Below are 26,416 nucleotides of genomic sequence, written 5' to 3'. Positions count from 1 at the left end.
AGTAAATACTGCTTAGGTATTTAACGTTTAACGATTAACGATTAGTTCAGGCAACTAGTTGCCGACGAGTAACTTGATATGGTGGGATTGTTCAATCATCTCTAGTCGCTCGACTTGCTCTGCAGGTAAAGGTTTAGCATACAGATAGCCTTGATATAAAGGGCAACCATTGGCCAGCAGTATGTCCCGCTGCACTTCAGTTTCAACCCCTTCCGCTATCACTTCTAGCCCTAAGCTATTAGCCATGGCGATCACGGCTCTAATGATCGCCAAACTACTGGTATCTTCTGGCAAACCTCGCACAAAAGATTGGTCAATTTTTAGTTGGTCTAGCGGCAGTTGTTGTAAATACTGCAGTGATGAATAACCGGTACCAAAATCATCAATAGAAAAGCGAATGCCGGCTTGTTTCAGTTGGCGCATGCGTGCAATCGCCTGTTTCATGTCTGTCACCAGCATAGACTCCGTTAGCTCGAGCTTGAGCCGTTGTGGATCCGCGCCCGTCTCCTTGACCACCTTCAGCACTTGTGCAACGAAGTCATGCTGATACAATTGAGCAGGGCTGATATTCACCGACACCGTAATATCCCTAAAGGCGGGTAAGCGCTTCCAATGAGCCATTTGCTCACAGGCGCGCAGTAGTACCACCTTATCGATTTGGCTCATGATGCCCGCGGCTTCTGCCACCTGAAGAAAAGCAATGGGTGACAAGAGTCCCCGCTCTGGGTGGCGCCAACGCACCAAAGACTCCACACCCACTAACTGTTCATCACTATTAAATTGCGCTTGAAAATACACACAAAACTCTTGAGCTTCTAGACCTCGAATAATGTCTTCTTCTAATAATAGGCGCTGCGATATCACTTCTTGCATTTGCGGATCAAAGAAGCGATGTTCACCCTTACCTGTGTCTTTCGCCGCATACATGGCCAGCTCAGCTTTACGTACCAACTCTTCTGCTGTTTCATTAAAGCCATCTAACGCGACCACACCAATGCATGCACTGCTACGCAGCTTCTGCTCACCGTGAACATAGGGCTGCTCCAACATGCTCAGCAGCATTTTATTATGCTGCTCTAAACGGCTTATGAGCTGGCTATAATTGTCAGCGTGGGCGCTCAGTACCAACACGAATTGATCACTGCCTAAGCGCGCTAAGCTATCTTGTTTGCTGAGCACTTTGCGCAACTGATTAGCGACATGCAGTAATAATTTATCGCCTACTTCATGTCCCCAGAGATCATTAATATTTTTAAATTGATCTAAGTCGATAAAAATCACGGCACCCAGCTTATTTTCGCTGGCACTCTCTCTTTGAATTTGTCTAATGCTGGTCAGTAACAAACGCCGATTAGGCAGACCGGTCAAACTATCGTAATAGGCCAAGTCATGGATTTTTTTTGCATTCTCTTTTTCCATGCTGATGTCGGTAATGCTGGCCACATAATGACTGACCTGATCTTGTTCATCTTTAACGGCACTGATTGACAAAAATTGTGGATAAATTTGCCCCGATTTACGCTTATCATAAATCTCGCCCTGCCAATGACCCAGGCTATTAATGTCGTGCCACATATCTTGATAAAAAGCACTGTCATGATGACCAGAACTAAATACACTGGGTGTTTTACCTAATAATTCGCTTTGGCTATAACCGGTCACATCGGTAAAGGCGCGGTTAACGCGCAAAATACGATTATGCTTATCGGTCACCAACATGCCTTGAAAACTATCAAAAGCCACGGCGGCGATACGTAAATCCGTTTCCCCTTTTACCCGCTCACTAATATCTCGGGTAAGCACCACCACTGCCTTTGCTTCACCAACTTCGGTGTCGAGTGCTTGTGCGACGCTTTCAAAGGTACGCCAACTTTCATCCACTTCCATCTCGAACAATAAATGCGCAACCTTTTGCTGTGAAAGGGTATGGTTAATAAAAGCTTGTAGGCGAAGGGCATACTGTTTTGGAAATATATCGCGGATATTCTTCCCCACGGCCCTGGGTTCTTTACTCCCTGAAAAAATAATATTGTCAGCCATTATTTCTAAATAAAAGCCGTTTTCATCTATGACACTCATCATATCTGGCAAGGCGCGGGTAATCGCCAGCAAACGCGCTTGACTGTCACGGAGGGCTTGCTGCTCTTGCTGACGATGCAAGGTATCTTTGAGAATATAAATAAGCATCAGGGTCAAGGGAACAGCGACCACTAAAAAGGGCCCGCTCATGGACAACACATGTGCTTGTAATTGCGGCTCAACATTAAGATATATCAGGGTAATGCTCATACCGTTTAAAAGTAAACTAACCGGCAACAGGTAACCTAAAGTCAGCGAGAAGCGAGTTTTCACTAGGGCGCGCTTAGCTATTAATCCCAGAAACAACGCCATCGACATGGTTAGTACGGCAATTAAGCTATCAGAGTCGTTAAACCAGAGTTTAAACGTACCGGCGAGCACCAGAGCCAAACCACCGGATAACAGGCCACCAAAGAGGCCAGCAACAAAAATGATCGCATCGCCAACATCCAGAAATACCCCAGGACCGATACTAAATGGCATAGACATACAAGCGATAGTAAGAATGCCAAACCAGACTCCCACAGTAAGTGGTAATAATCGCGGATAAGCCTGCATTTTTCGCATGTTCATGGTTAATAGCCAGCCGGATGCGAGGATCAACATCGCCTGCTCAACAATCGATATCAACATAAATAATCGGCTACCTGTTTATCACTCCTTAGGAGTGAGTAAAATATCAAAATGATTAAAAAATTAACCATATAAACACTGATTCCATTCTACCACTGCCGTAACTCTTATATCCAGATGTAACATTAAACTGAATCATTCCGTTTTTTAATTATGTATTAACGGCTGTTATTTCGTCCTGTCTACGCCAGATGGCAGCTAATTTGTTGCAGTTAACATAGTATTTTTTCGTTTCCCCTCGCCTCTCGGCACACAAAGCCAACACTGACTCAATACACCTATCAAGGCCGTCTTACCGAGCAGTGCATAAAATGTGGTTTATACTTAGTTTGAGCTTGTGCCTAGTTATACGTATCTGACTAAACTTACAGCTGCTACTAGGAATACATACGCTGTTTCGCTGCTAGTCCACAGAGTAATTAGCATAGATAAGGGGAAGGCCATGTTTTTGAATCGAATTTGGGGCTTGTACACACAGCCTAAAGTACAGTGGCACAGAGTAGACCGCCAACATGAGAGTTTACGCTACAGCTTAATCCACCTAGCCTTGATAGCACTGATACCCACTATCAGCGCCTATCTTTCGACGACTATGATTGGTTGGAACTTTGGTAGCACTACCAACAGCACTTTTATGCTCACCCCCAGAAGCGCTTTAGCCATGGCGATGAGTATGTATGTGGGGTTAATTTTCGGCGTCTTCGCCCTCGCCTACCTTATTTTTTGGATGGCGGGTACCTTTGGTGCCACCCCAAGCTTTGCAAATAGCCTAGAGCTTGCCGCCTATACTGCCACGCCCTTATTTATGGCCGGCTTTTCCTTATTTTACCCTGAACCCATAGTAATAATGCTCGTGGGCTTAGCGGGCGTTACCTACTCGGTTTACCTTTTGTATACAGGGATCCCTATCGTAATGCGCATCCCTGAAGAACGCGGCTTTATTTATGCAAGCTCGGTGATCACAGCGGCACTCGTGCTGTTAGTCTGCTTGATGACAGCCACCGTATTGCTTTGGAGTTGGGGCTTTGGCCCTATGTATATGAACTAACGGACTGTTAGCATTAATAAAAAAGGGGCCTTAAAAAGGCCCCTTTCTGTTAGCTAACCCAATGATAAATTAGGCTTCGCCTTCGTTATACATAGCCAGATGCGCGTCATCTTGGCATTCAGCCTGTTTAACGTTGTCGTTGCGCAGTGCATTTTGCTCATCTAAATACGCTTGATCCACGTCTTGCGTCACATACTCACCGGTAAATACCGAGGTCTCAAAATGACGCAATTCTGGATTAAAGTGGCGTACCGCATCTTCAAGGTCTTCTAGCTCTTGAAAAATTAGCCCATCGGCGCCTATCAATTGGCAAATTTCGTCCACTTCACGGCCGTAAGCTATCAGTTCATTCACTGACGGCATGTCGATACCGTAGACATTTGGGAAGCGAATTTCCGGTGCGGCAGAGGCAAAGTACACTTTTTTAGCCCCGGCTTCACGAGCCATTTTAATAATCTGCTCAGAGGTAGTGCCGCGCACTATGGAGTCATCGACTAACAGCACGTTTTTACCCGCAAACTCAGAATGTATGGCATTGAGTTTACGACGCACAGATTGCTGACGTTGTAGTTGGCCGGGCATAATAAAAGTGCGGCCAATATAACGATTCTTCACGAAGCCTTGGCGATAAGGCAGGTCCAGATTATGTGCGATTTCCAGCGCAATATCGCAAGACGTTTCTGGAATGGGGATCACCACATCGATATCGAAGTCTTCCCACTCTCGAGCAATTTTTTCGCCAAGTTTCTGTCCCATGCGTGCTCTCACCGCATACACGGACACTTTATCAATAAAGGAGTCGGGGCGAGCAAAGTATACGTACTCAAAAATACAAGGCTGATGCTGAGGTTCGTCGGCACATTGCTGAGTAAACAGCTCCCCTTGTTGAGTGATATAGATGGCTTCACCGGGTGCCACATCGCGGATAAGATGGAAGCCTACCGCATTGAGCGCCACACTTTCTGAGGCCACCATATACTCAACCCCACCTTGCTCGCAGTCGCGTTTGCCCAGTGCCAGCGGTCGAATACCATTAGGGTCACGAAATGCCAGCATGCCGTGGCCAATAATGGCCGCCACTACCGCATAGGCACCGCGTACTTTTTTATGTACGGCGCTCACGGCGGCAAACACATGTTCCGGTTCGAGGTGGAGATTTTGTGTTTGTTGGTCGAGCTCATGAGCGAGGACATTAAGCAAGACTTCAGAGTCTGAGCTGGTATTAATGTGGCGGCGAGCCACAAGCAGCTCTGCTTTTAATTCACTGGTATTGGTTAAGTTGCCATTGTGCGCCAAAGTAATGCCAAACGGGGAGTTGACATAAAATGGCTGGGCTTGCGCCACGCTGCTGCTACCTGCGGTCGGATAACGTACGTGACCTATGCCCACGTTACCGATTAAGCGCTGCATATGACGATCTTCAAACACTTCACGCACCAAGCCATTGGCTTTGCGCTGGCGCAGTGTTTCACCATCGATGGTCACTATACCAGCGGCATCTTGGCCTCGGTGTTGCAACACGGTTAAGGCATCATAAAGCGCCTGATTTACTGGAGTCGTACCTTGAATACCGACAATCCCACACATGTATTCACTTCCTCAATTCATTATGGCTTGGGGGGTAAAAAGCTGGATGAATTTTGCACCAGGCTGAAGAACCACTGGATAACGATACCAAATTCTGGAATTAACACAGATTGCTGCCACCACAGCGACTCTTTAAAGCCGGTCATGGTATCGATGAAAAACAATAACGCGGCCACTATCAAGACACCGCGTACGGCACCAAAACAGACGCCTAACACACGATCTGTGCCAGACAGTCCAGTTTTATCGACCAGCTGACTCACAATATAATTGATGAGTGCGCCTAGGATGAGGGTTAATACAAATAGAATGGCAATGGCGGTGCCGTTGCGGATTAAGGGATCTGTGATATCAAGCAGGGCGCTGAGATCAGCGTAGAAGTTACTGGCAATGAAGAATGCCGCCAACCAAGTGGCCAGAGACATGGCTTCTTTGACGAATCCTCTGACTAAACTTACGACCGCTGACAGGGCAATAATACCCAGAATTACAAAGTCTATCCAAACCATCATCTGTTGCCGAGGACCTCGTTAAGGTGCTGTATTCTACCAAAGTAGAAACACAAATAGCGAAATAAAAACCGATTAAGTTCATTCAATCTGAAACTATCTAGCAGGACTAACTTGCCTATCTCGCCAGTGTAACAGCCGGTGGCTGACATACACGCTTCAAGAGCCCAGCACAAAAAACGCCAGTCAAGGCCTAAGGTCCTCACTGGCGCTAGTGTGCTACTGATTTTGGCTGCTCACTTAACCAATAAACTGTAAGCCGCCCATATAAGGCTGCAAGATTTCCGGTACCGCAACACGACCATCGGCCTGTTGATAATTCTCTAATACTGCCACCAGCGTGCGGCCTACAGCGAGACCTGAGCCGTTTAGGGTGTGTAATAATTGCGGCTTGCCGTCGGCACCGCGCACTCGGGCTTGCATACGACGGGCTTGAAAATCGCCGCAGTTAGACACTGAAGAAATTTCGCGATAGGTATCTTGTGCCGGTAGCCAAACTTCCAAGTCGTAGGTTTTAGTGGCACTAAAGCCCATGTCGCCGGTGCATAATGCCATTACCCGATAGGGCAGTTTTAAGCCTTGCAGTACTTTTTCCGCATGATTGACCATGTCTTCTAGGGTGTCCCACGAGGTATCTGGGTGTACCAGTTGCACCATTTCTACTTTGTCGAACTGGTGCATCCGCACCAAGCCCCGGGTGTCGCGACCATAAGAGCCGGCCTCAGAGCGAAAACACGGCGAGTGGGCGGTCAATTTCAGCGGTAGTTCATTGGCCTCAAAGATTTCATCGCGACCTATGTTGGTGAGCGGCACTTCAGAAGTGGGGATCAGTGAGAAACGACGCACCTTGCCTTCTTCATCACCCTCGCCTTCGATGGCGGTGTGGAATAAGTCGGCTGAAAATTTAGGCAACTGGCCGGTACCAAACAAGCTATCACTGTTCACCAAATACGGCACATAGCATTCGGTATAGCCGTGCTCTTGGGTGTGCAAGTCCAACATATATTGTGCCAATGCACGGTGCATACGGGCAATCTGGCCTTGCATGATCACAAAGCGTGAGCCGGACACTTTTACCGCGCCTTTAAAATCCAAGCCGGCCAGAGCTTCGCCCAGCGCCACGTGATCTTTTGGTTCAAAATCAAAGCTAGGTAACTCGCCCCACAGGCGCACTTCTACGTTCTGGTCTTCATTTTTACCGACCGGTACCGACTCATGAGGCAAGTTAGGAATGGCGGCACTAAAAGCTTCGATATCGTTGAGCAATTGATCCAGCTCGACCTTACACCCATCAAGCTCATCATTAATGTTGGATACTGCCGCTTTTAACGGGGCTATGTCTTCGCCGTTACGCGCCGCCAAGCCAATGGCTTTGGAGCGCGCGTTACGATCGGCTTGTAACTCTTGGGTGCGGGACTGCAAGGACTTGCGCTTTTCTTCAAGGGCATTAAACACTGAAATGTCGAGCGTAAAGCCACGGCTTGCCAGCCGCGCTGCCGTGTCGGCGATGTCGCCGCGCAGGTATTTGGAATCCAGCATGAGTTACCTTATTAAATGCTAAGGTGTACAAGCGCGATCGAGACTAGGCTCAAGGCGTCTTAAACACGGAAAATTAAGTTATTCAAAGTGACGATAAGTTTAACAGTCAGCCGCCTGTGAGCCAACTAGGTGGGCTTGATCTTTCATTTTTCGCCCTCTGCAGCTTGGTCAAGGTTTTTTAAATAATCGAGCTTGGCTTTGATTTTTTGCTCAAATCCCCGCTCATTGGGCTGATAATAGTGCCGACCAGCAATCGCATCTGGTAAATAAGTGGCACCCGCCGCATAGGCACCCGGCTCATGGTGGGCATAACGATATTCAGCACCGTGTCCTAGCTCTTTCATCAACTTAGTCGGCGCGTTACGTAAATGCATGGGCACCTCATAATCGGGTAATTCTTTCGCATCTTTTAACGCCTGATTCCAGGCTGTATACACGGCATTACTCTTGGGCGCACAGGCTAAATAAATGATGGCTTGCGCAATCGCGCGCTCCCCTTCTGCCGGCCCCACGCGGGTAAAACAATCCCACGCCGCCAGAGCCACGCCCATGGCTTTTGGGTCGGCAAGGCCAATATCTTCTGATGCGATAGCCAGTAAACGACGCGCAATGTACAGAGGATCGCAACCGGCGCTAACCATTCGCGCATACCAATATAGACCCGCATCTGGATTTGAGCCGCGAATCGACTTATGAATGGCCGAAATCAGGTCGTAGTACAGATCGCCTTGATTATCGAAGCGTGCCAAGCGCTCCCCTGTGACCTCGGCCAATAGGCTCAAGTCGATAGGGCATTGCCCGTCTACGGATACCGCCATATCTGCTAATAATTCAAGATAGTTCAAGGCCTTGCGCCCATCGCCGTCCACCAGTTGCGCCAAGGCGCTTTGTACGTCCTCACTGAGCACGATATTACGCTTTGCCAGAACCGCATCTTCAGTTAACGCCTGCGCGATCATTTGTTCGATGGCCACAGGCTCAAGGCGCTTTAATAAATAGACTCGGGCGCGAGATAACAAGGCGTTATTGAGTTCAAACGAAGGGTTTTCGGTGGTGGCGCCAATAAAGGTGACTGTGCCATCTTCGATGTGGGGTAAAAATGCATCTTGCTGAGACTTATTAAAGCGATGCACTTCATCGACAAACAATATGGTGCGCCGACCGGCTGATTTATGTTCACGAGCACGCTCGATGGCGGCACGAATTTCTTTTACCCCCGAGGTCACCGCCGAGACTCGCTCCACTTCTGCATCACAATAACGAGCAATCAGCTCGGCCAGCGTAGTTTTACCTGTGCCAGGCGGACCCCATAAGATCATGGAATGACAAAGCCCTGCTTCTAATGCGCGGCGCAGCGGTTTATCGGGTCCTAAAATATGGTCTTGCCCCAAATAGTGTTCTAGCCGTTGCGGGCGCATGCGAGCAGCTAACGGGCGAAAGTCATCTTGTTCAAAATCCAGACTCAAGGTGCTCATATTATTTATTCCCTCACTGACAGCAAGCAGAGCCGCGTAGTTATTGTAAATAAAGTAACGACAAAAAAATACCGAGCCTGTTGAGCTCGGTATTTTTCTGACCATGTAACGCTTATGGCTTAATGTTTAACGTTGATCATCAACCATCACGCCCTTGGGCGGCGTAAAGGTAAAGCTGGTTTTGCTTACCTTGGGCTGGGTATTCACATTTTGTAAGGTGAAGTCACTGCGTTGCCCGCCCGACTCCAACACACTGAAGCGCTCGATACGATTTTTCGCGTCAAAGCGCAGGCTAAACTGACTGATTAACTCGCTGGCGTCTTTACTGGCTACGATAAAGTCTGCACCTTTACGGGTGACGGTATAGTCTTGCCAGCGTTTGCCATCGCGACCCGCAATCAATAAAAATGGCGTATTTTTAATTGCTTGCTCCAAGGGCGCTATGGACACCTGCTCAACGAAGGGATCGTACATCCACACGCTCTTGCCATTAGAGACAATCAAACTTTCGTCAGGTGATACTGTGTGCCAGCGAAACTGATCCGGGCGCGCCAGCTGCATGGTGCCTTTGGCAGTTTGCATCGGCTGGCCTTGTTCATCAAACACCTGCTGACTAAAATCCGCAGTAAACTGGTCAAAACTGGCCAATTTTTGTTGCAAATCAGATCTCGCATCGGCCAGTGCTACCGCACTCACCGACCAAATTAACAATCCTAACGTCGCTAACTTCTTCATTTAATTGCGCTCCCTAACTGGCGGAGGTGCCAATACTTCACGTTGACCGCTGCCCATGGGCGCACTCACTATGCCATGTTGCTCCATTCGTTCTATTAAACGAGCGGCGCGGTTGTAACCTATCTTAAACTGACGTTGCACCCCAGAGATAGAGCCGCGGCGCGTCTCTACGACATAAGCTACCGCAGCATCAAATACCGGATCCGGTGCATCGTCGTCGTCTTCTGCCACCTCTCCTGGCAGTAGGCCTTCTGGGCCCACATCACCACTTAATATGTCTTCGATATAATTAGGCTCGCCGCGCTCTTTCCACGCGGCGACCACTTTGTGCACTTCATGATCGTCAACGAAGGCACCGTGTACCCGTGTCGGCGTACTATCGCCAGCAGGCAAGTAAAGCATGTCACCCATACCCAACAAGGACTCTGCCCCTTGTTGATCAAGAATGGTGCGCGAGTCTATCTTGCTCGATACCTGAAACGACATGCGCGTCGGAATGTTCGCTTTGATAAGACCTGTGATCACGTCTACCGACGGGCGCTGGGTAGCTAAAATCAAATGAATACCGGCGGCACGGGCTTTTTGCGCAATTCGCGCAATCAACTCTTCGACCTTCTTGCCCACTATCATCATCATGTCAGCAAATTCATCGATCACCACCACTATATGCGGCAATTTTTCCAATGCGGGCGGATACGTATCCATCGACTGCCTTGGATCCCACAGTGGATCACGGATTGGCTCACCGGCATCAATCGCGTCTTGTACCTTAGTGTTATAGCCCTGCAAATTACGCACACCCACCGACGATAGCAGCTTATAACGACGTTCCATCTCTCCCACACACCAACGCAGCGCATTAGCCGCATCTTTCATGTCGGTAACCACCTCGGTCAGCAGATGCGGGATCCCTTCGTAAACGGACAGCTCCAACATCTTGGGGTCTATCATGATAAAGCGCACTTCTTCCGGCGTGGCTTTATACAACATCGACAAGATCATCACGTTTACCCCCACAGACTTACCCGAGCCTGTGGTCCCCGCCACCAATACGTGGGGCATTTTCGCCAAATTCACCACTACCGGCTCGCCGGCAATGTCTTGGCCCAGCACCATAGTCAGCGGATGTTGGCTATTTCTAAAGGCCTCGCTGTCGATCACTTCCCGCAAATATACGGTCTCGCGACGGGTATTAGGCAATTCCAAACCGATATAAGGTTTACCTGGGATCACTTCAACCACCCGCACGCTAATGGCCGACAGCGAACGAGCCAAGTCGCGATCTAGGCTGGCAATTTTGCTGACCTTAATGCCCGGCGCTAAGTCCAACTCAAAACGGGTGATCACAGGCCCCGGATAAACGCCGACGACATTGGCTTGCACATTATAGTCGGCAAGTTTTGCCTCAACTAAGCGCGCAATGCGCTCTAATTCCGACTCGCTCACCGTATGTTGGCGCGGTTTAGGTAAATCCAACAGCTCAAACGAAGGTAAAGTAGTCACGCTTCTTTGTGGCTTTGGAGCCTGCGATGCTCGCACCATAACCGCGTGCGGAGCGGGGGCCTCGTCTTTTAGCCAAGGCAAGTCCAACTCTTCGTCTGCATCGTCGTCATCCCAGCCGTTGGCTTGGGCCAAGGTCACCATGTCACTTGGCGCTTGTGGCTTAGCTGCTTGCTGCACTGGTGCCGGTGGTACTGTTGCCGGTGCTACTTTTGCAGAAGGTACTGTCGCTTGCGCTGCAGTCGCTGGTGGTACAGCAGATCGTTGCGGCGCACGAACCGGCTCATCAACATCTGCTTCGTCTAAGAAATCAAAAGCATCCAAGAAATCATCGGCACCCACAACATTATCCGACGCTGCAAAATCATCTTTATCCATAAAGCTCGCGGTCGCCAACTCGGGATCATGGCAACCACCGGACACTGGCTCGTTAAATACCGGCTCTTTACGCGCCACAGGCGGCGCCTTTTTTTGCAGTAAGGGGCGTTTAGGCATGGCTGGCAATGGTGCCATCAGAGGATCATCTTGATTTGACTCATAGCTCGCGTTTTCAGTCTCTTCGCTTGTGCCATTTAAACGTTCTTTAAAGCGACGCCAGCTGACAAACCCCGCACTCGCCTCCTCACTGCTTGCTATGGCAGGCACTGAGTCGGTCATACTGGTTTTAGTCGATCCTTGCGCGCCACTATTTGCAGATAAGGGCTCTGTCACGCTGTCACCGCGCAAATGACTCTGCCAGTCGACAATACGCTGCGGTAGTTGGCTTAATAATTGCGGAGCATTAACCACACAGGATCCTAAGCGCTCCACAATCAGCAACCAAGACCAGCCGGTAAAAAAGGTCACGCCAGTGGCAAAACCACACAGCAATAATAAAGTGGTGCCGAGAGTTCCAAACACAGGGGCAATGGCCGAAGCCAGCATGTCACCAATTAAGCCACCGGAAGAAAAATAATAAATATTACCTAAGTTCATGCTGGCCAAGGTTAAGGCACTCAGCAGCAGCATTAAAAAGCCAATAATACGTAGACTTAAGGTTAAGTAACAAATGTCACTTAACGCTCTCGGGCGCCATAGGGTAAGCCAGCCGATCAGGACCATAAATAGCGGCACCACATAGGCGGAGAAGCCAAAGGAAAACAGCAATATGTCAGCCAACCAGGCACCCGCTGGACCTGCGGCATTACGAATTTCTCCGCCCCACGCAGTTTGTGACCAGCCCGGATCCGAGGGGTGATAAGACACCAAGGACAACATCATGAAGATCGCCAATAAAATAATGGTGATCAATCCGGCTTCAAATAGACGCTGTAAACCAGACATGGGAGTAAACAGCTTTTTCTGCGCCAAACGCCTGCTCCTTCACTTTTAAGGTTATTCATAAAATTAATGGTCGGCTTGCGACAAAACAAGTCGCCAGAGACCTAAACGACAAACGAGCGGCCAAGGCCGCTCGCAGAGTCTGAGTTTTGGGTCAGCTCGCTCGCGATAAAAATACCAGAGCCGAGCCCATTAGCACAGCTTAACGGGTATTTATCACCAGACGATTACTTTGCTTAACCTCTTCCATCACCACATAGGTGCGGGTGTCGTTCACGCCGGGTAAGCGTAACAAGGTTTCGCCCAGCAACTTTCGGTAGGCCGACATATCCGCCACTCGCGTTTTCAGCAGGTAGTCAAAATCACCCGAAACCAAATGACACTCTTGAATTTCTTCGAGTCTTTGGACTGCATCATTAAACTCATCAAATACGTCCGGCGTGCCACGATTGAGCGTAATTTCGACAAATACCAGCAAAGAGGCATCCAGAAACTGCGGATTCAAAATTGCCGTATAGCCTTCAATATAGCCATGGCGTTCTAAACGACGCACTCGCTCTAAACAAGGCGTTGGACTCAAACCCACACGCTTGGACAACTCAACGTTAGAAATACGGCCGTCTTGTTGCAGCTCGTTTAAAATATTGCGATCTATACGGTCGAGATCTTTGGCTGGTCTACTGTTCAAATCTAGCACTTCATCCATCCTTTGACTCATTATCGATATATTCCACTGTGAATAGGTAGACTATTTGGCACAAAACGGCAGCTCAACACCCGAGTTAGTCTGCATTAGGCAGCACTCAACGCTTGGCCTGGTATAAAAAGCTCACTTTGGCAGGCGCCGTCGCCATCTCGCAATTTAGAAAACAGATAAATACATAAAATAAGCGATTATCTATTACAGCATATCTTTTGGCATCTTAACATGGTAGATGCCAAACAGGTAGCAGATACGTTTGTTTTACAACTGAAAAAATCATTTCCATTCTGTTTTACTGGCAGCGAGCAGTGCAGATTTCCTACGGGACATTAGTTCAAAAAAAGAACCCTAATGCATATAAATCACCATGACCAGATAAATAACAGGGTTATTGATTACACCTATGCCTCGCAGCATGAATGAGTCACGCGGCTAAGCTCTATCTCACACAGCGAATAACGAGCATATTCAAGCGAGCCTTAACAATCACGCACCTTTAGCTATATAAAATAACCATTCGTTCTAACTCCAACTTGCTAGTGATCACTGAGTCAACTAGCGTAACCTGCGGCTTAACCATCAAGCTGTGCCTTAAACACGCGTTCGCTGCCGTATGGCTGTGGCTTTGCTACTTTATTCCCTTTCAGCTATCCCCTACAATCGGGCCACAATTATCTGCCTACTCAGGTTGGAGAAACAAATGAGCCAAGCAAAACATGCAAAACTGCTGATCTTAGGATCGGGTCCTGCAGGATATACCGCCGCCGTATACGCGGCGCGCGCCAACCTTAATCCCGTGTTAGTCACCGGTATTCAACAAGGCGGACAACTGACCACCACTACAGACGTGGAAAACTGGCCTGGCGACCCTGAAGGCTTAACCGGCCCCGCCTTAATGGAACGCATGAAAGCTCATGCAGAGCGCTTTGAAACCGAAATACTGCTTGATCACATCAACAGTGTGGACTTAAGCCAGCGCCCTTTTCAACTAAAAGGCGACAGTGTCACCTATAGCTGTGACGCCCTGATTATTGCTACCGGCGCCTCGGCTAAGTACTTAGGTTTACCCTCTGAAGAAGCCTTTCAAGGCCGCGGCGTCTCTGCCTGCGCCACTTGCGATGGATTCTTTTATCGTAACCAAAAAGTAGCCGTAATTGGCGGCGGTAATACTGCAGTGGAAGAAGCGCTCTATCTGTCAAATATTGCCGCTGAAGTACACTTAGTGCATCGCCGTGACGAGTTTCGCTCCGAGAAAATCTTGATTGATCGCCTAATGGATAAGGTGAATAACGGCAATATTATTCTGCACACCAACAGCACGCTAGAAGAAGTGTTGGGCGACAACATGGGCGTGACCGGCCTGCGTTTAAAAAATACGCAAACGGATAAAGAAGAAGAATTAGCGCTGGCAGGAGTATTCATCGCCATCGGCCATCAGCCTAATACCAGCCTGTTTGTTGATCAGCTGGACATGGCAAACGGCTACCTTAAGGTACAATCCGGCTTACAGGGTAATGCCACGCAAACGAGTATAGAGGGCGTATTTGCCGCCGGTGATGTGATGGATCATACCTATCGCCAAGCCATAACATCAGCTGGCACCGGCTGCATGGCAGCCTTAGATGCCGAGCGCTACTTAGATGGTCTGAAGTAAGCTAGAAGCTAAAAGTAAAACGGCGCCGTATATACGGCGCCGTTTTTATTTCACCCCCCCACTAAAAGGCCTTCTGCAACGAAATCCACGGAAAAATTAAGATGGGATAAGTACGAAAATGCCAAAAAACTTAATTAGTAAGAGCAAGCCTAAAGCCGCTTTGAGCGTTAAGTCCTGCAGAGCAGGATGGTTTGTTAATCGATCTTACCCATTAAACTCTTTCAGTTTTAAGCACTATTTTTCCGCGGTTTCAGTGGGTTCCGTTGCGAAAAAATATTGAGTCTCAGCTTTTAGTTGGGCGCTGTATTTTTATTCCTCCCATCTCTCTGTTCACTCCTCACGTCCTCGCACTCACCTGCGCTAGCGCTTCTTGCAAGGTAGGATAAAAAGATAACACCCTTGGAATAGGTTGCACGCCCGCTCTGGCCAAGGTTTTCAACGGTTGAAATTGCAGATCTGCCACTATGACCTCAATGTTTTGTCGCTGGCAGTGCCTTACAAAACCACTCAAGGCGGCTTGACCGCCGGCATCAACAATAGACACCGCATCCAAATACAAAATCACGCCTTTTTGCGTTCGGCATAACCCGGCTAACTCGCTAAACACCCTATCGGCGGCGGCAAAAAACAAGGGGCCATTGACTTTATACACCGACCAGCCTGTGGGCAGTGGCGTGGCGTCGAAGCGACGACTAGTTGAAATATCACTCACTTGCGTCATTTCGGCGATATCACGCATAAACAGCACGGCCGCAACCAGAATACCCGCCGTAATGGCGATCACCATGTCGAGCAAAATGGTCAGCGAAAAACAAGTTAAAAATACCCACACATCCCCCAAGGGGGCGGTTTTAAGTAGTCGCACCGCTTTGTGCGCTTCACTCATGTTCCACGCCACTACCATAAGTAGCGCCGCCATGGCCGGCATCGGCACGTACGCCAACATGGGTGCCAGCAAGACCAAGGCCGCCAATACCACCAGTGCGTGCACCATGCCCGATACCGGTGTTTGGCCGCCTGCTTTAAAGTTCGCCGCCGAGCGTGCAATGGCGGCGGTGGCGGTAATGCCACCAAAAAACGGCGCCACTATATTACCGATGCCTTGACCCAATAACTCGCTGTTGGCGCTGTGGCGTTTACCTGTCATGCCATCCAACACGACCGCACACAACAGAGACTCAATCGCACCCAACATGGCAATGGCAAAGGCTGCGGGCAATAAGGCCTGCAGCAAGCTCCAGTCCAGCGTTAACACGCCGCCCTCAGGTCCGGGTTGCAACCAAGGCCACATAAACTGTGGCAACACGGGCGGTATGCCTTGGCCGGTACTGCCATCAGCCAGCACATAGCTAAACTGGCTGCTAATGGTAGCAATCTCTAGCCCTTGGTTATTGAGCAGCCAAGTGAGCACGCTGGCCACTATCACGGCTGGTAAATGCGCCGGCACGCCTATTTTTAGCCTGGGCCAGAGCAACATAATGGCCAGCGTTAGCAGCGCTATCATCACGCTGGGCCCGTAAAAATCGGGGGCGGCTTGGACTAAAGCCGACACCTTATCCAGATAATGCTCAGGCATCTTGAGCTCGGTCAGGCCTAAGAAGTCCTTCAACTGCAAGGTGGCAATCACCACCCCTATGCCGCCGGTAAAACCTAAGGTGGCCGAGGCCGGAATATACTCAATTAACCGCCCCAGCCGCACCAATGCCAAGCCAATTAGGATCAAACCCGACATGACGGTGGCCAGTAATAAGCCCCCTAAGCCGTATTGCTGGGCTATTGGATATAAAATCACCACAAAGGCGGCGGTGGGCCCAGAAATACTCAAGCGCGATCCGCCAGTCAGGGCAATAATAAAACCGCCGATAATGGCGGTATAAAGCCCATATTGCGGCGCCACGCCACTGGCAATAGCCAGCGCCATTGCCAGTGGAATAGCAATAATGCCAACCGTAATGCCGGCTAGCAGATCTTTGAGGAAGCGTTGACGGCCATAGGGTTCATGCCAACAGCTTTCGCGTAGCGCATGGCCAATTTGTAACGAAAATAAATGTGCTCGGTGCGCCATCCCCTCTCCTAAACACGCATTAATTATAAGGTTATCATTTAGAGTATATGCTTATTCATTATTCATTCAATGGTAATATAAGGCTCGGTTTGATACGCGATGCACTCACGCTCACCCAAAGTACATCAGTTTAGTTGTGAACATCTGACATAAAAATGGGGCAGACTGGCTAACACTTAAACTAATGTACTTAAACAAGAGCATTTATAAAGAGTAACGGTTAATTGCATGCTGACATTATTGGATAATAAGTTGTGGTTTCCCCACCCCAACCAAGCGCTGCAAGACCCTAATGGCTTATTGGCCATTGGCGGCGACTTAAGCCCAGACCGGCTACTGCTGGCCTATAGCATGGGCATTTTCCCCTGGTTTGAAGAAGACCAGCCTTTGCTCTGGTGGTCACCGGATCCCCGAGCCATCATTGCCCCAGCTGACTTACACGTGAGTCGCAGTCTGGCAAAGCTCGCCAAACGTGCGCCCTATCGCCTCACCATCAACACCGCCTTCGCCCAAGTGATCCGCCAGTGTCGCCAGTTGCGTGAACACAAAGAAGGCACCTGGATCACCCAAGATATTGAAGCCGCCTATTGCCAATTGCATAGCCAAGGCCATGCCCACTCTATCGAAGTCTGGCAAGGCGCGGAGTTAGTCGCCGGCCTCTATGGTATTAATCTTGGCCAATTATTTTGTGGTGAGTCCATGTTTCATCGTGTCGATAATGGCTCAAAATTGGCCATGCTCGCCTTGTGCCGCCACTTTAGTCGCTACGGCGGCACCTTAATTGATTGCCAGCTGCCTAATCCACACCTGATAAGCCTAGGCGTGGGCACCTGCAACCGAGCCGGTTTTTTAACGACGCTGCATAAGCTGCAAGGCTTAGCGCTGCGCGAGGGCTGTTGGCAACCGGGGGAATTAACATTATGAAAGAAGTCAATCTTAAGGTAGGGCTGACACCGCCTCATGCCTGCAGCTACTTGCCCCAGCAGCAAGAGCAATTATTAGTATTATTAGATAAAGACAGACTCAGCCCATTAGGCTATGAGCAACTGCTTAGTGCCGGCTTTCGCCGCAGTGGCAGTGGTATTTATCGGCCCCATTGCCAAAGCTGCTCTGCCTGCCAATCGCTGCGCATTGGTGTGGAGAGTTTTGTTCCTAGCCGCAGTCAAAAGCGGATTACTCGGCTGAATCGCGATCTTGTCATCACCGTCAGCTACGCCGACCAGCCCGCTTACTTTGACTTGTATCGCCGTTATATTGACCAGCGCCATACTGATGGCCCTATGTATCCGGCCAGTCGTAAGCAGTATGACAGCTTCGTACTGTGTGACTGGCTGGCCCCCACTTTTATCGAATTTAGATTGGCAGAACAACTAATTGCGGTGGCGGTCACCGATTCCTTAAGTCAGTCGATGAGCGCCATGTATACCTTTTTTGCGCCTGAGGCTGCACACCGTTCATTAGGTACCTTTGCTATCTTAACTCAGATCAAGTTGGCCAAGGAGGTCGATAAACACTGGCTTTATCTCGGGTATCAAGTGGATGAATGTGCGAAAATGAATTATAAACAACAGTTCCGCCCCCATCAGCGACTCATTGCCGGAATCTGGCACGGGATGAAAGACTGAGCGGAAACTTTACAGTGAGGGCGAAATCTGCCATGATTTCGTCCGCTTTTATTGCCTGCGTTAACAAGAGGACTCAATGGCTAAAGAAGACAGTATTGAAATGCAAGGGACCATTTTGGACACCCTGCCGAACACTATGTTTCGCGTTGAGCTAGAAAATGGCCACGTGGTTACTGCTCACATCTCCGGCAAGATGCGCAAAAACTATATTCGTATTCTGACCGGTGACAAGGTGACCGTGCAGCTGACCCCATACGATCTGTCAAAAGGACGCATCGTTTTCCGCGCTCGTTAATCCGTTCGCCTGTGGTGACACCCAAATATTAAAGGCGTTTAACTCGACGCCTGTTGGTTAACATTTGGGTGCTTTGTTCTCGTCTGTTCTGTTAGGCCTGCGCCTCTTGAATAAAAAGGCCCGCCCCTATTTAAGGTGGCGGGCCTATTGGCATTAAGAGGCATGTAGCACTAACAGTGGCGTTAATGAGCCAAAGAAGCCTCCGACTGATAATCAAAATGCAGTTTGTTGTCTGTTAAGGTGACCTTAACCGAGCCGCCACCGACCAGTTCGCCAAACAGCAACTCGTTGGCCAGCGGCTTTTTCAGCTGTTGTTGAATCACCCGCCCCATGGGTCTCGCGCCCATCGCCTTATCATAGCCCTGCTCTGCTAACCAAGCGCGAGCTGGCTCACTCACCTCCATAGACACACCCTTAGCATCTAATTGGGCTTGCAGCTCCACAATAAACTTATCCACCACCTGATAAATAACCGCCATATCCAAGTGATTAAACCAGATAATGTGGTCGAGTCGGTTACGGAACTCGGGCGCAAACGTGCGATTGATTTCAATCATGGCATCAGGGCTGTTGTCTTGTTCCTGGAAGCCAATCGATTGGCGCACGGTTTCTTGCACACCGGCGTTGGTGGTCATCACTAAAATCACATTGCGAAAATCCGCTTTGCGACCACTGTTGTCGGTTAAGGTACCGTTATCCATCACCTGTAATAGCAGGTTAAACACATCTGCGTGTGCTTTTTCAATTTCATCGAGCAATAACACAGCGTGCGGGTGCTTGATCACCGCATCGGTCAACAGACCACCCTGCTCAAAGCCGACATAGCCCGGCGGCGCACCAATCAGGCGCGACACAGTATGAGCTTCCATGTATTCAGACATATCAAAGCGTACCAGCTCGATGCCGAGTACGCGCGCCAGCTGCTGAGTGACCTCGGTTTTACCCACGCCCGTGGGTCCCGCAAACAAGAAGGAGCCAATGGGACGCCTCTCATTACCCAGACCTGAACGACTCAAACGAATGGCGTCGGTCAGCACTTCAATGGCATTGTCTTGGCCGAATACCACCATCTTTAGCTTAGACTCTAGCGTCTTCAGCGCCTCTTTATCGGAGCTAGACACCGACTTTTCTGGAATGCGCGCAATCTTGGCCACTATGGCCTCAATATCGCTCACGCCTATGGTCTTCTTACGCTTAGAGGGCGGCAGCATGCGAATTCTAGCCCCCGCCTCATCGATGACATCAATCGCCTTATCAGGGAGCTGACGGTCATTGATATATTTAGCCGACAGCTCAGCCGCCGCCTTAATGGCCGCTTGGGTGTAACGCACATCGTGATGAGCTTCATAACGGCTTTTCAAGCCCATTAAGATCTTGGTGGTGTCTTCTACCGACGGCTCAAGAATGTCTATTTTCTGAAAGCGACGAGCCAGGGCGCGATCTTTCTCAAAAATCTGACTGTATTCCTGATAGGTAGTCGACCCCATACAGCGAATTTGGCCGCTAGATAGCATGGGCTTCAGAAGATTGGCCGCATCCAGCTGACCACCCGAGGCGGCACCGGCACCGATAATGGTGTGGATTTCGTCAATAAACAAAATCGCGCCTTTCTGCTTCTCAAACTGCCTGAGCAGAGCCTTAAAGCGCTTTTCGAAATCGCCACGGTACTTGGTACCGGCCAACAGCGCGCCCATGTCGAGGGAATAAATAATATTGTCGGCCATGATTTCTGGCACATCGCCATGCACGATACGATAGGCGAGGCCTTCGGCGATAGCGGTTTTACCGACGCCAGCTTCACCCACTAACAGTGGGTTATTCTTGCGGCGACGACACAACACCTGAATGGCACGACTCACCTCTTGATCACGGCCAATTAAGGGATCGATGCGTCCGTCTTTTACCCACTGGTTGAGGTTATTGACGAAGCCGTCGGTTTGGTTGCTAGCCGCTTCCTCGGCACCCTCTTCTCTAGCAGCGGCTGAATTATCTTCTGGTTGCTCGTCTTTGCGCACACCGTGGGATAAGAAGTTGACCACGTCTAAGCGGCTGACCTGAATTTTCTTTAGTAAGTAGGCCGCTTGTGACTCTTGCTCACTAAACATAGCCACTAACACGTTGGCACCTGTGACTTCGGCATTACCTGACGACTGCACATGAAACACGGCGCGTTGCAAAACACGCTGAAAACCCAAGGTTGGCTGGGTTTCAATTTCCACATCGCCCACCGGTAATAAAGGCGTGGTTTGCTCGATAAACAGCTGAGTTTCGCGACGCAGCAGCTCAAGATCGGCGCCACAGGCCACTAGAGCCTCTTTGGCAGCTGGATTATTCAACAACGCGAGTAGCAGGTGCTCCACCGTCATGAACTCGTGGCGAGCACGACGTGCGTCATTGAACGCATCGTTCAGTGTGCTCTCAAGATCTTTGTTCAACATAGGCACCTCCCCTAAAAACTTCGGTGTCCCGTTGCGGCGGGTATTGACTTATTCTTGCTCCATGCTGCACAACAACGGATGTTCGTGTAGCCGAGCGTATCGATTAACTTGTGCAACTTTAGTTTCTGCTATCTCGGCTGTAAACCGCCCGCATACTCCTTTTCCTTGGTAGTGAACCGCCATCATCACTTGCGTGGCTTTGTCTTCGTCCATAGCGAAAAACCGTTGCAACACCTCCACTACAAAATCCATGGGCGTGTAATCGTCGTTATTCAAGATGACCTTGTACATAGGAGGGGGTTGCAGCGCAATTTCTTCCGCTTCCTTCTCTTTTAATAGGTCACCATCTGTCTGATGCGTACTCCTGCTCATATCATTACTCGAATTTTCACTCTAAATCACAGTTCCTGATTGCGCGACATACTGACAGGGTCAGATAAGCCAATGTCTCGCCCTTTAAATCAACGGCCTAGGCTCGTATTGTACACTCAGGATATCAGGAACTGTTTGGAGTGTCTTTCCTTCACACTAGCGCTTATGGTCAGGCTGTCAACTGTCTTCGCTTAGCATTGTGAAGCACTAAACAAAGGCTTGACTCGCTTAAGCGTTTGATTAAAGTGGACTTGAGTCTTGATTTATTAGGAGCCGCTTGCACTTGATATCAATGACACATCCGGCGAAGAATCGCCTGTAATGATAGTGAGTTAGGCCTAGGCACTAACCAATGAACCACATTGTTTAGGATGTTTGGATAAAAGGGACGAAAGTATGACAACCGGTACGGTGAAGTGGTTTAATAATGCTAAGGGATTTGGCTTTATCTGCCCACAGGACGGCGGTGATGATGTGTTCGCACATTTCTCCACCATTGAAATGGATGGATATAGAACCCTCAAAGCGGGCCAGTTGGTACAATATAAAATTGAAAAAGGCCCCAAAGGAAATCATGCTGTTAGCATTAAATCCGCGGGCGAATAATAAGCACGGATATTCATTATCTAACCATCAAGGCGCTACGGCGCCTTGATGGTTTTTAGCGCCCGTTTTATCAAGGAGATCGCCGTGAGCACACCTTCATTGTTAGCGCCCGCTATGTTTGACCCCGCCGCGCTCACACTACCTAAGTGCAAAGACATCCTCCATGAGCTACAGCAATGGCTAGAACAACGCTTTAACGCCGGTGACGACATCTTCGAACTGGTGGTGACACGATCCCAGCACATGGACCAATTGCTGACCGGTCTGTGGCGACAGTTAGGCCTAGATAAAGACTCAGATCTGGCGCTCGTGGCCGTGGGCGGTTATGGCCGCGGTGAGCTGCACCCCTTTTCTGATATCGACTTATTGATCTTATGTGAAGATGGCGCCAATGCGGCGGTTAATGAGCGGATCGGACGCTTTATTACCATATTGTGGGACTTGCGGCTCGAGGTGGGCCACAGCGTACGTTCGGTGGCGGAATGTATTAGCCAAGGCGAGCGCGATCTCACCATAGCCACCAACCTAATTGAAGCGCGTCTTATTAGTGGCTGTTATCACACCTTTGCCCAATTAACCGCCGCTACCGAGCCGGATAAGTTCTGGTCCAGCCAAGCTTTTTTTGAAGCCAAACGCCAAGAGCAAATTGCCCGCCATCAGCAATATCAAGATACCAGTTATAAGCTCGAGCCTGACATTAAGTACAGCCCTGGGGGCTTACGTGATATTCAAACCATCAGCTGGGTCACTCGTCGCCATTTTGGCGCCACCACCTTGCATGAAATGGTCAGCCACGACTTTTTAAGTCAAGACGAGTATGTAGAGCTACTCGATTGCCAGAATTTCTTGTGGAAGCTGCGCTTTGCCCTGCACATCACCAGCCACAGAGCCGACAACCGCTTGTTGTTTGATAGGCAGCGTGCCGTGGCCACCGCCTTAGGCTTTGCCGGTGAAGGCAATGCACCGATAGAGCAGATGATGAAGCGATTTTATCAAACGGTACGCCACGTCCAAGAGCTTAATGAAATGCTGTTACAGCTGTTTGATGAAGCCATTCTTGGTCACATAGCCATGGACGTACGCAATCTCACCTCTGAATTTCGCCTGCGCGGCACCTTGCTAGATGTGATAGAGCCTGAGCTTTTTATTAAGAAACCAGCGGCCATTTTACGGCTGTTTTATCATATCGCCCTGCATCCACAGGTAACCGGTATTTATTCCAGCACACTACGCTTGCTCAGGGATGCGCGGCGAGACTTGCCAGGCTTCTTGTGTGAAGAGGCCGAATGCCGACGCTTTTTTATGATGCTGATGCGCCATCACCAAGGCTGTGGCTTGGCGCTCACCTTAATGCATCGCTACGGTATCTTGGCCGCCTATCTGCCGCAGTGGCAAAAGATTGTCGGGCAAATGCAATTTGATATGTTTCATGCCTATCCGGTGGATGAACATACTCACCGCTTATTAAAAAATATTTATCGCTTTCACCACGGCGAGGGCAAGCGTGACCATCCCTTGTGTTTTGATATTTGTAACCGGATGCGCAGACCTGAGCTACTCAACATAGCCGCTCTTTTTCACGATATTGCCAAGGGCCGTGGCGGTGACCACTCCGAGCTGGGTGCCCTTGATGCAGAGGCGTTTTGTGAGCTACACCAACTGAGCGCAGCAGATAGCCGTTTAGTGGTGTGGCTGGTGCGCCAGCATCTATTAATGTCGGTTACCGCTCAGCGTCGTGATATTTACGATGTTGAGGTGATCAGCGAATTTGCCAATCAGGTAGGCGATGAAATTCGGCTCGATTATTTATATGTACTAACGGTGGCGGACATTTGTGCTACCAACGATAACTTATGGAATGACTGGAAAGGCAGCCTGTTGCGCGAGCTGTATTTTGCGACCCAAAAGGCCTTGCGCCAAGGCTTAGAAAACCCACCGGATCTGCGCTTAACCATTCGCGAGAATCAGCGCCAAGCGCGGCAAATATTACTGCAACTGGACACCACAGAAGCGCAAATCAAACCTTTATGGGCGCGCTTTACCGCCGATTATTTTTTACGGCACACCCCAGAACAAATTGCTTGGCACAGCCGCCATATTTTGGCCCACGGCGATAACCACACCCCCTTAGTGCAAATCAGCCAGCAACCGGGGCGCGGCGGCAGCGAGCTGTTTATTTATTGCCAAGACTCTCCCAATTTATTTGGTCGAGTGGCGGCGGCACTAGATCAAAAAAACCTCAACATCCATGACGCGCAAATAATGACCTCCAAAGACGGCTATGCGCTGGACACCTTTATTGTGCTGGAGCCAGACGGCCAGCCGGTCAGTGGCGACCGACTTTCAGAATTATGCCAGCGCTTAACGGATACCCTAGATAGCCTACGCACACCGCGAGTGCGCATTCGGCCTCCGTCGCGCCGTCATCGGGAATTCATGGTCGCCACCGAAGTGAATTTTTTACATTCTAAACGCACGCATAAACGCAGCCTAATGGAGCTGATCGCCCTCGACACGCCTGGGCTACTGGCGCGCATTGGTAATGTCTTTAGCCAGCTTGGGATAAACTTACATGCGGCCAAAATCACCACCATAGGCGAGCGGGTAGAAGATTTTTTTAGCCTCACCAATGCCGACCATCTGCCCTTAACGACGGAAGAACAAGCCGCGCTCAGGCACAAAATCATCGCGGAGCTTAGCCAAACACAAGACGGTTAAGCTTGCCGCTGCTCTCGCTGTATAAAACAGCGCCTTGGTGGGATTTCTGTTATTATGAGCTCCCGCCTTAGCGCGCCCTCAGTTTTCTGTGTTTATTTTTCTATATTAAGAGCTTCCTGTGAACCAAACCGAATTTTCTACCCTGTCGCTGGACCCCGCCCTCATCGACAACCTCACTAGCCTCGAATACACGCGCATGACGCCAATTCAGGCGCAAAGTTTGCCACTGATGTTAAATGGCAAAGACGTGATCGCTCAGGCCAGCACGGGTAGCGGTAAAACCGTGGCCTTTGGCTTGGCCTTATTGGCGCGCCTAAACATCAATCATCTGGCCGTGCAAACCATGGTGATTTGTCCAACGCGCGAGCTGGCCGATCAGGTCGCTCAAGAGTTGCGTCGTTTGGCGCGCGCCATGCCCAACGTTAAGTTGGTGGTGTTATGCGGTGGCTCGCCCACCTCGGCACAAAGTGCGACCTTGGAGTTTGGCGCGCACATCGTGGTCGGCACACCGGGCCGTATGCTCAAGCATCTTGAGCAAGGCACTTTGCATTTAGATCATCTTAATACCTTGGTACTGGATGAAGCAGACCGCATGTTAGACATGGGTTTTGCCTACGACATTGAGCAAGTGGTGGCTTATGCACCAAAACAGCGCCAAACCCTGCTGTTTTCGGCCACCTACCCGAATGGTATTGCCGAATTAAGCCGCGGCTTACAGCAAAACCCTGAACGAGTATCGGTCGCCGATGAAAATCGCGCCGACACCATAGTGCAATTGCTGTTTGAGGTGTCACCCCATTTGCGAAAGCAAGCATTGGCCACCTTATTGGCGCACTATGCGCCCCGCTCTGCCGTGGTATTTTGTAACACCAAACGCGCCTGCCAAGAAGTGGCGGATCACTTAACTGAATTAGGCTTTTCTGCACTCGCGCTCAATGGTGACCTCGAGCAAAGAGAGCGCGATCAGGTGCTGATCCGCTTTACCAATGGCAGCGCCAATATTCTGGTGGCTACCGACGTCGCCGCCCGCGGGCTAGACATCAAAGAGCTGGCGGCCGTCATCAACTACGACATTACCCAAGACCCCGAAGTGCACGTGCACCGCGTGGGCCGAACCGGGCGTGCGGGTCAGCAAGGCTTGGCGTTAAGCCTCTACAGTCCACAAGAAGCCTACCGCATCCATTTGATAGAAGAATATCAAAATGCGCGTATCGTGCAGGGTTCACTGGCCGAGTTGAATAGCAATACCCCGCCGCTGGTGCCTGATATGGTGACCTTAAATATTGCCGGTGGTCGTAAGAGTAAAATCCGTGCCGGCGATATTTTGGGAGCCTTAACCGGTGAAGCCGGTATTGCAGGCGACCAAGTGGGCAAGATTAATATCTCAGAAATGCAGTCTTACGTGGCCGTGCACAAAGACGTGGTCAAGCAAGCGCTTAAGCATTTGCAGCAAGGCAAGATCAAAGGTCGAATCGTGAAAGTGCGTCAGATCTAACTGTTCGCTGTGAGGCGTGA

The 26,416-nt window shown here is 49.8% G+C and carries 19 protein-coding genes; 8 read left to right on the top strand and 11 right to left on the bottom strand.

Annotated elements, in window-relative coordinates; all coding sequences use genetic code 11:
- Nucleotides 1-54: 54 nt before the first annotated feature.
- Nucleotides 55-2,712 (bottom strand): putative bifunctional diguanylate cyclase/phosphodiesterase, encoded by a 2,658-nt coding sequence (locus tag ACEN2G_RS01655; RefSeq protein ID WP_442019726.1) that lies wholly within the window; start codon nt 2,710-2,712, stop codon nt 55-57.
- A gap of 442 nt (nt 2,713-3,154) precedes the next feature.
- On the opposite strand from ACEN2G_RS01655, the gene ACEN2G_RS01650 reads away from it, so the two are divergent.
- A complete protein-coding gene (locus ACEN2G_RS01650) occupies nt 3,155-3,760 on the top strand; it encodes a Yip1 family protein (RefSeq protein ID WP_442019725.1) in 606 nt (201 codons plus the stop codon).
- A 69-nt stretch (nt 3,761-3,829) separates the two neighbouring features.
- On the opposite strand, the gene purF is transcribed toward ACEN2G_RS01650, so the two are convergent.
- The 7 genes from purF to lrp form a co-directional block, all read right to left on the bottom strand.
- Nucleotides 3,830-5,347, bottom strand: coding sequence for an amidophosphoribosyltransferase (gene purF / locus ACEN2G_RS01645; protein ID WP_442019724.1), 1,518 nt, complete (start codon nt 5,345-5,347; stop codon nt 3,830-3,832).
- Nucleotides 5,348-5,367: 20 nt separating this feature from the next.
- The gene (locus tag ACEN2G_RS01640) at nt 5,368-5,856 is read right to left on the bottom strand and encodes a CvpA family protein (RefSeq protein WP_442019893.1); all 489 of its coding nucleotides are present in this window, start codon (nt 5,854-5,856) and stop codon (nt 5,368-5,370) included.
- Between the two features lie 240 nt (nt 5,857-6,096).
- Nucleotides 6,097-7,395, bottom strand: a complete 1,299-nt coding sequence (gene serS, locus ACEN2G_RS01635; RefSeq protein ID WP_442019723.1) for a serine--tRNA ligase — start codon at nt 7,393-7,395, stop codon at nt 6,097-6,099.
- 143 nt (nt 7,396-7,538) lie between these two features.
- Entirely contained in the window at nt 7,539-8,870 is a 1,332-nt protein-coding gene (locus tag ACEN2G_RS01630) for a replication-associated recombination protein A (protein ID WP_442019722.1), read from the bottom strand.
- A gap of 126 nt (nt 8,871-8,996) precedes the next feature.
- Nucleotides 8,997-9,605 carry an outer membrane lipoprotein chaperone LolA gene (gene lolA, locus ACEN2G_RS01625; protein ID WP_442019721.1) on the bottom strand — a complete coding sequence of 203 codons (609 nt, stop codon included), beginning with the start codon at nt 9,603-9,605 and terminating at the stop codon, nt 8,997-8,999.
- A complete protein-coding gene (locus tag ACEN2G_RS01620) occupies nt 9,606-12,455 on the bottom strand; it encodes a DNA translocase FtsK 4TM domain-containing protein (RefSeq protein WP_442019720.1) in 2,850 nt (949 codons plus the stop codon).
- 172 nt (nt 12,456-12,627) lie between these two features.
- Nucleotides 12,628-13,143 (bottom strand): leucine-responsive transcriptional regulator Lrp, encoded by a 516-nt coding sequence (gene lrp / locus ACEN2G_RS01615; RefSeq protein ID WP_442019719.1) that lies wholly within the window; start codon nt 13,141-13,143, stop codon nt 12,628-12,630.
- 685 nt (nt 13,144-13,828) lie between these two features.
- Here lrp and trxB point away from each other — a divergent pair.
- Nucleotides 13,829-14,782: a thioredoxin-disulfide reductase gene (trxB, locus tag ACEN2G_RS01610; protein ID WP_442019718.1), complete on the top strand. Its 954-nt coding sequence runs from the start codon at nt 13,829-13,831 to the stop codon at nt 14,780-14,782.
- A gap of 337 nt (nt 14,783-15,119) precedes the next feature.
- Here the strand turns inward: trxB and dauA are convergent, their stop codons facing one another.
- Entirely contained in the window at nt 15,120-16,847 is a 1,728-nt protein-coding gene (dauA, locus tag ACEN2G_RS01605) for a C4-dicarboxylic acid transporter DauA (protein ID WP_442019717.1), read from the bottom strand.
- A gap of 228 nt (nt 16,848-17,075) precedes the next feature.
- On the opposite strand from dauA, the gene aat reads away from it, so the two are divergent.
- The 3 genes from aat (at nt 17,076) to infA (ending at nt 18,767) form a co-directional block, all read left to right on the top strand.
- Nucleotides 17,076-17,771 (top strand): leucyl/phenylalanyl-tRNA--protein transferase, encoded by a 696-nt coding sequence (aat, locus tag ACEN2G_RS01600; protein WP_442019716.1) that lies wholly within the window; start codon nt 17,076-17,078, stop codon nt 17,769-17,771.
- On the top strand, nt 17,768-18,472 hold the full coding sequence (locus ACEN2G_RS01595) for an arginyltransferase (protein ID WP_442019715.1): 705 nt from the start codon (nt 17,768-17,770) through the stop codon (nt 18,470-18,472). The genes aat and ACEN2G_RS01595 overlap by 4 nt, the downstream gene beginning before the upstream one ends.
- A 76-nt stretch (nt 18,473-18,548) precedes the next feature.
- A complete protein-coding gene (infA, locus tag ACEN2G_RS01590; protein ID WP_007419779.1) occupies nt 18,549-18,767 on the top strand; it encodes a translation initiation factor IF-1 in 219 nt (72 codons plus the stop codon).
- A gap of 182 nt (nt 18,768-18,949) precedes the next feature.
- On the opposite strand, the gene clpA is transcribed toward infA, so the two are convergent.
- Together clpA and clpS are read right to left on the bottom strand one after the other, a co-directional pair.
- Entirely contained in the window at nt 18,950-21,205 is a 2,256-nt protein-coding gene (clpA, locus tag ACEN2G_RS01585) for an ATP-dependent Clp protease ATP-binding subunit ClpA (RefSeq protein ID WP_442019714.1), read from the bottom strand.
- 48 nt (nt 21,206-21,253) lie between these two features.
- On the bottom strand, nt 21,254-21,577 hold the full coding sequence (gene clpS / locus ACEN2G_RS01580) for an ATP-dependent Clp protease adapter ClpS (RefSeq protein ID WP_442019713.1): 324 nt from the start codon (nt 21,575-21,577) through the stop codon (nt 21,254-21,256).
- 396 nt (nt 21,578-21,973) lie between these two features.
- Here clpS and cspD point away from each other — a divergent pair, with 396 nt between their 5' ends.
- The 3 genes from cspD (at nt 21,974) to dbpA (ending at nt 26,396) form a co-directional block, all read left to right on the top strand.
- Entirely contained in the window at nt 21,974-22,183 is a 210-nt protein-coding gene (cspD, locus tag ACEN2G_RS01575) for a cold shock domain-containing protein CspD (protein WP_442019712.1), read from the top strand.
- An 84-nt stretch (nt 22,184-22,267) separates the two neighbouring features.
- The gene (gene glnD, locus ACEN2G_RS01570) at nt 22,268-24,901 is read left to right on the top strand and encodes a bifunctional uridylyltransferase/uridylyl-removing protein GlnD (RefSeq protein WP_442019711.1); all 2,634 of its coding nucleotides are present in this window, start codon (nt 22,268-22,270) and stop codon (nt 24,899-24,901) included.
- A gap of 118 nt (nt 24,902-25,019) precedes the next feature.
- Nucleotides 25,020-26,396 (top strand): ATP-dependent RNA helicase DbpA, encoded by a 1,377-nt coding sequence (gene dbpA, locus ACEN2G_RS01565; RefSeq protein WP_442019710.1) that lies wholly within the window; start codon nt 25,020-25,022, stop codon nt 26,394-26,396.
- Nucleotides 26,397-26,416: the final 20 nt, after the last annotated feature.

The organism is Oceanisphaera sp. W20_SRM_FM3 (assembly GCF_052119705.1).
Taxonomy (GTDB): Bacteria; Pseudomonadota; Gammaproteobacteria; order Enterobacterales; family Aeromonadaceae; genus Oceanimonas.
Note: the sequence above shows the minus strand (reverse complement) of the source record. Positions and strands in the feature narration are given on the sequence as shown.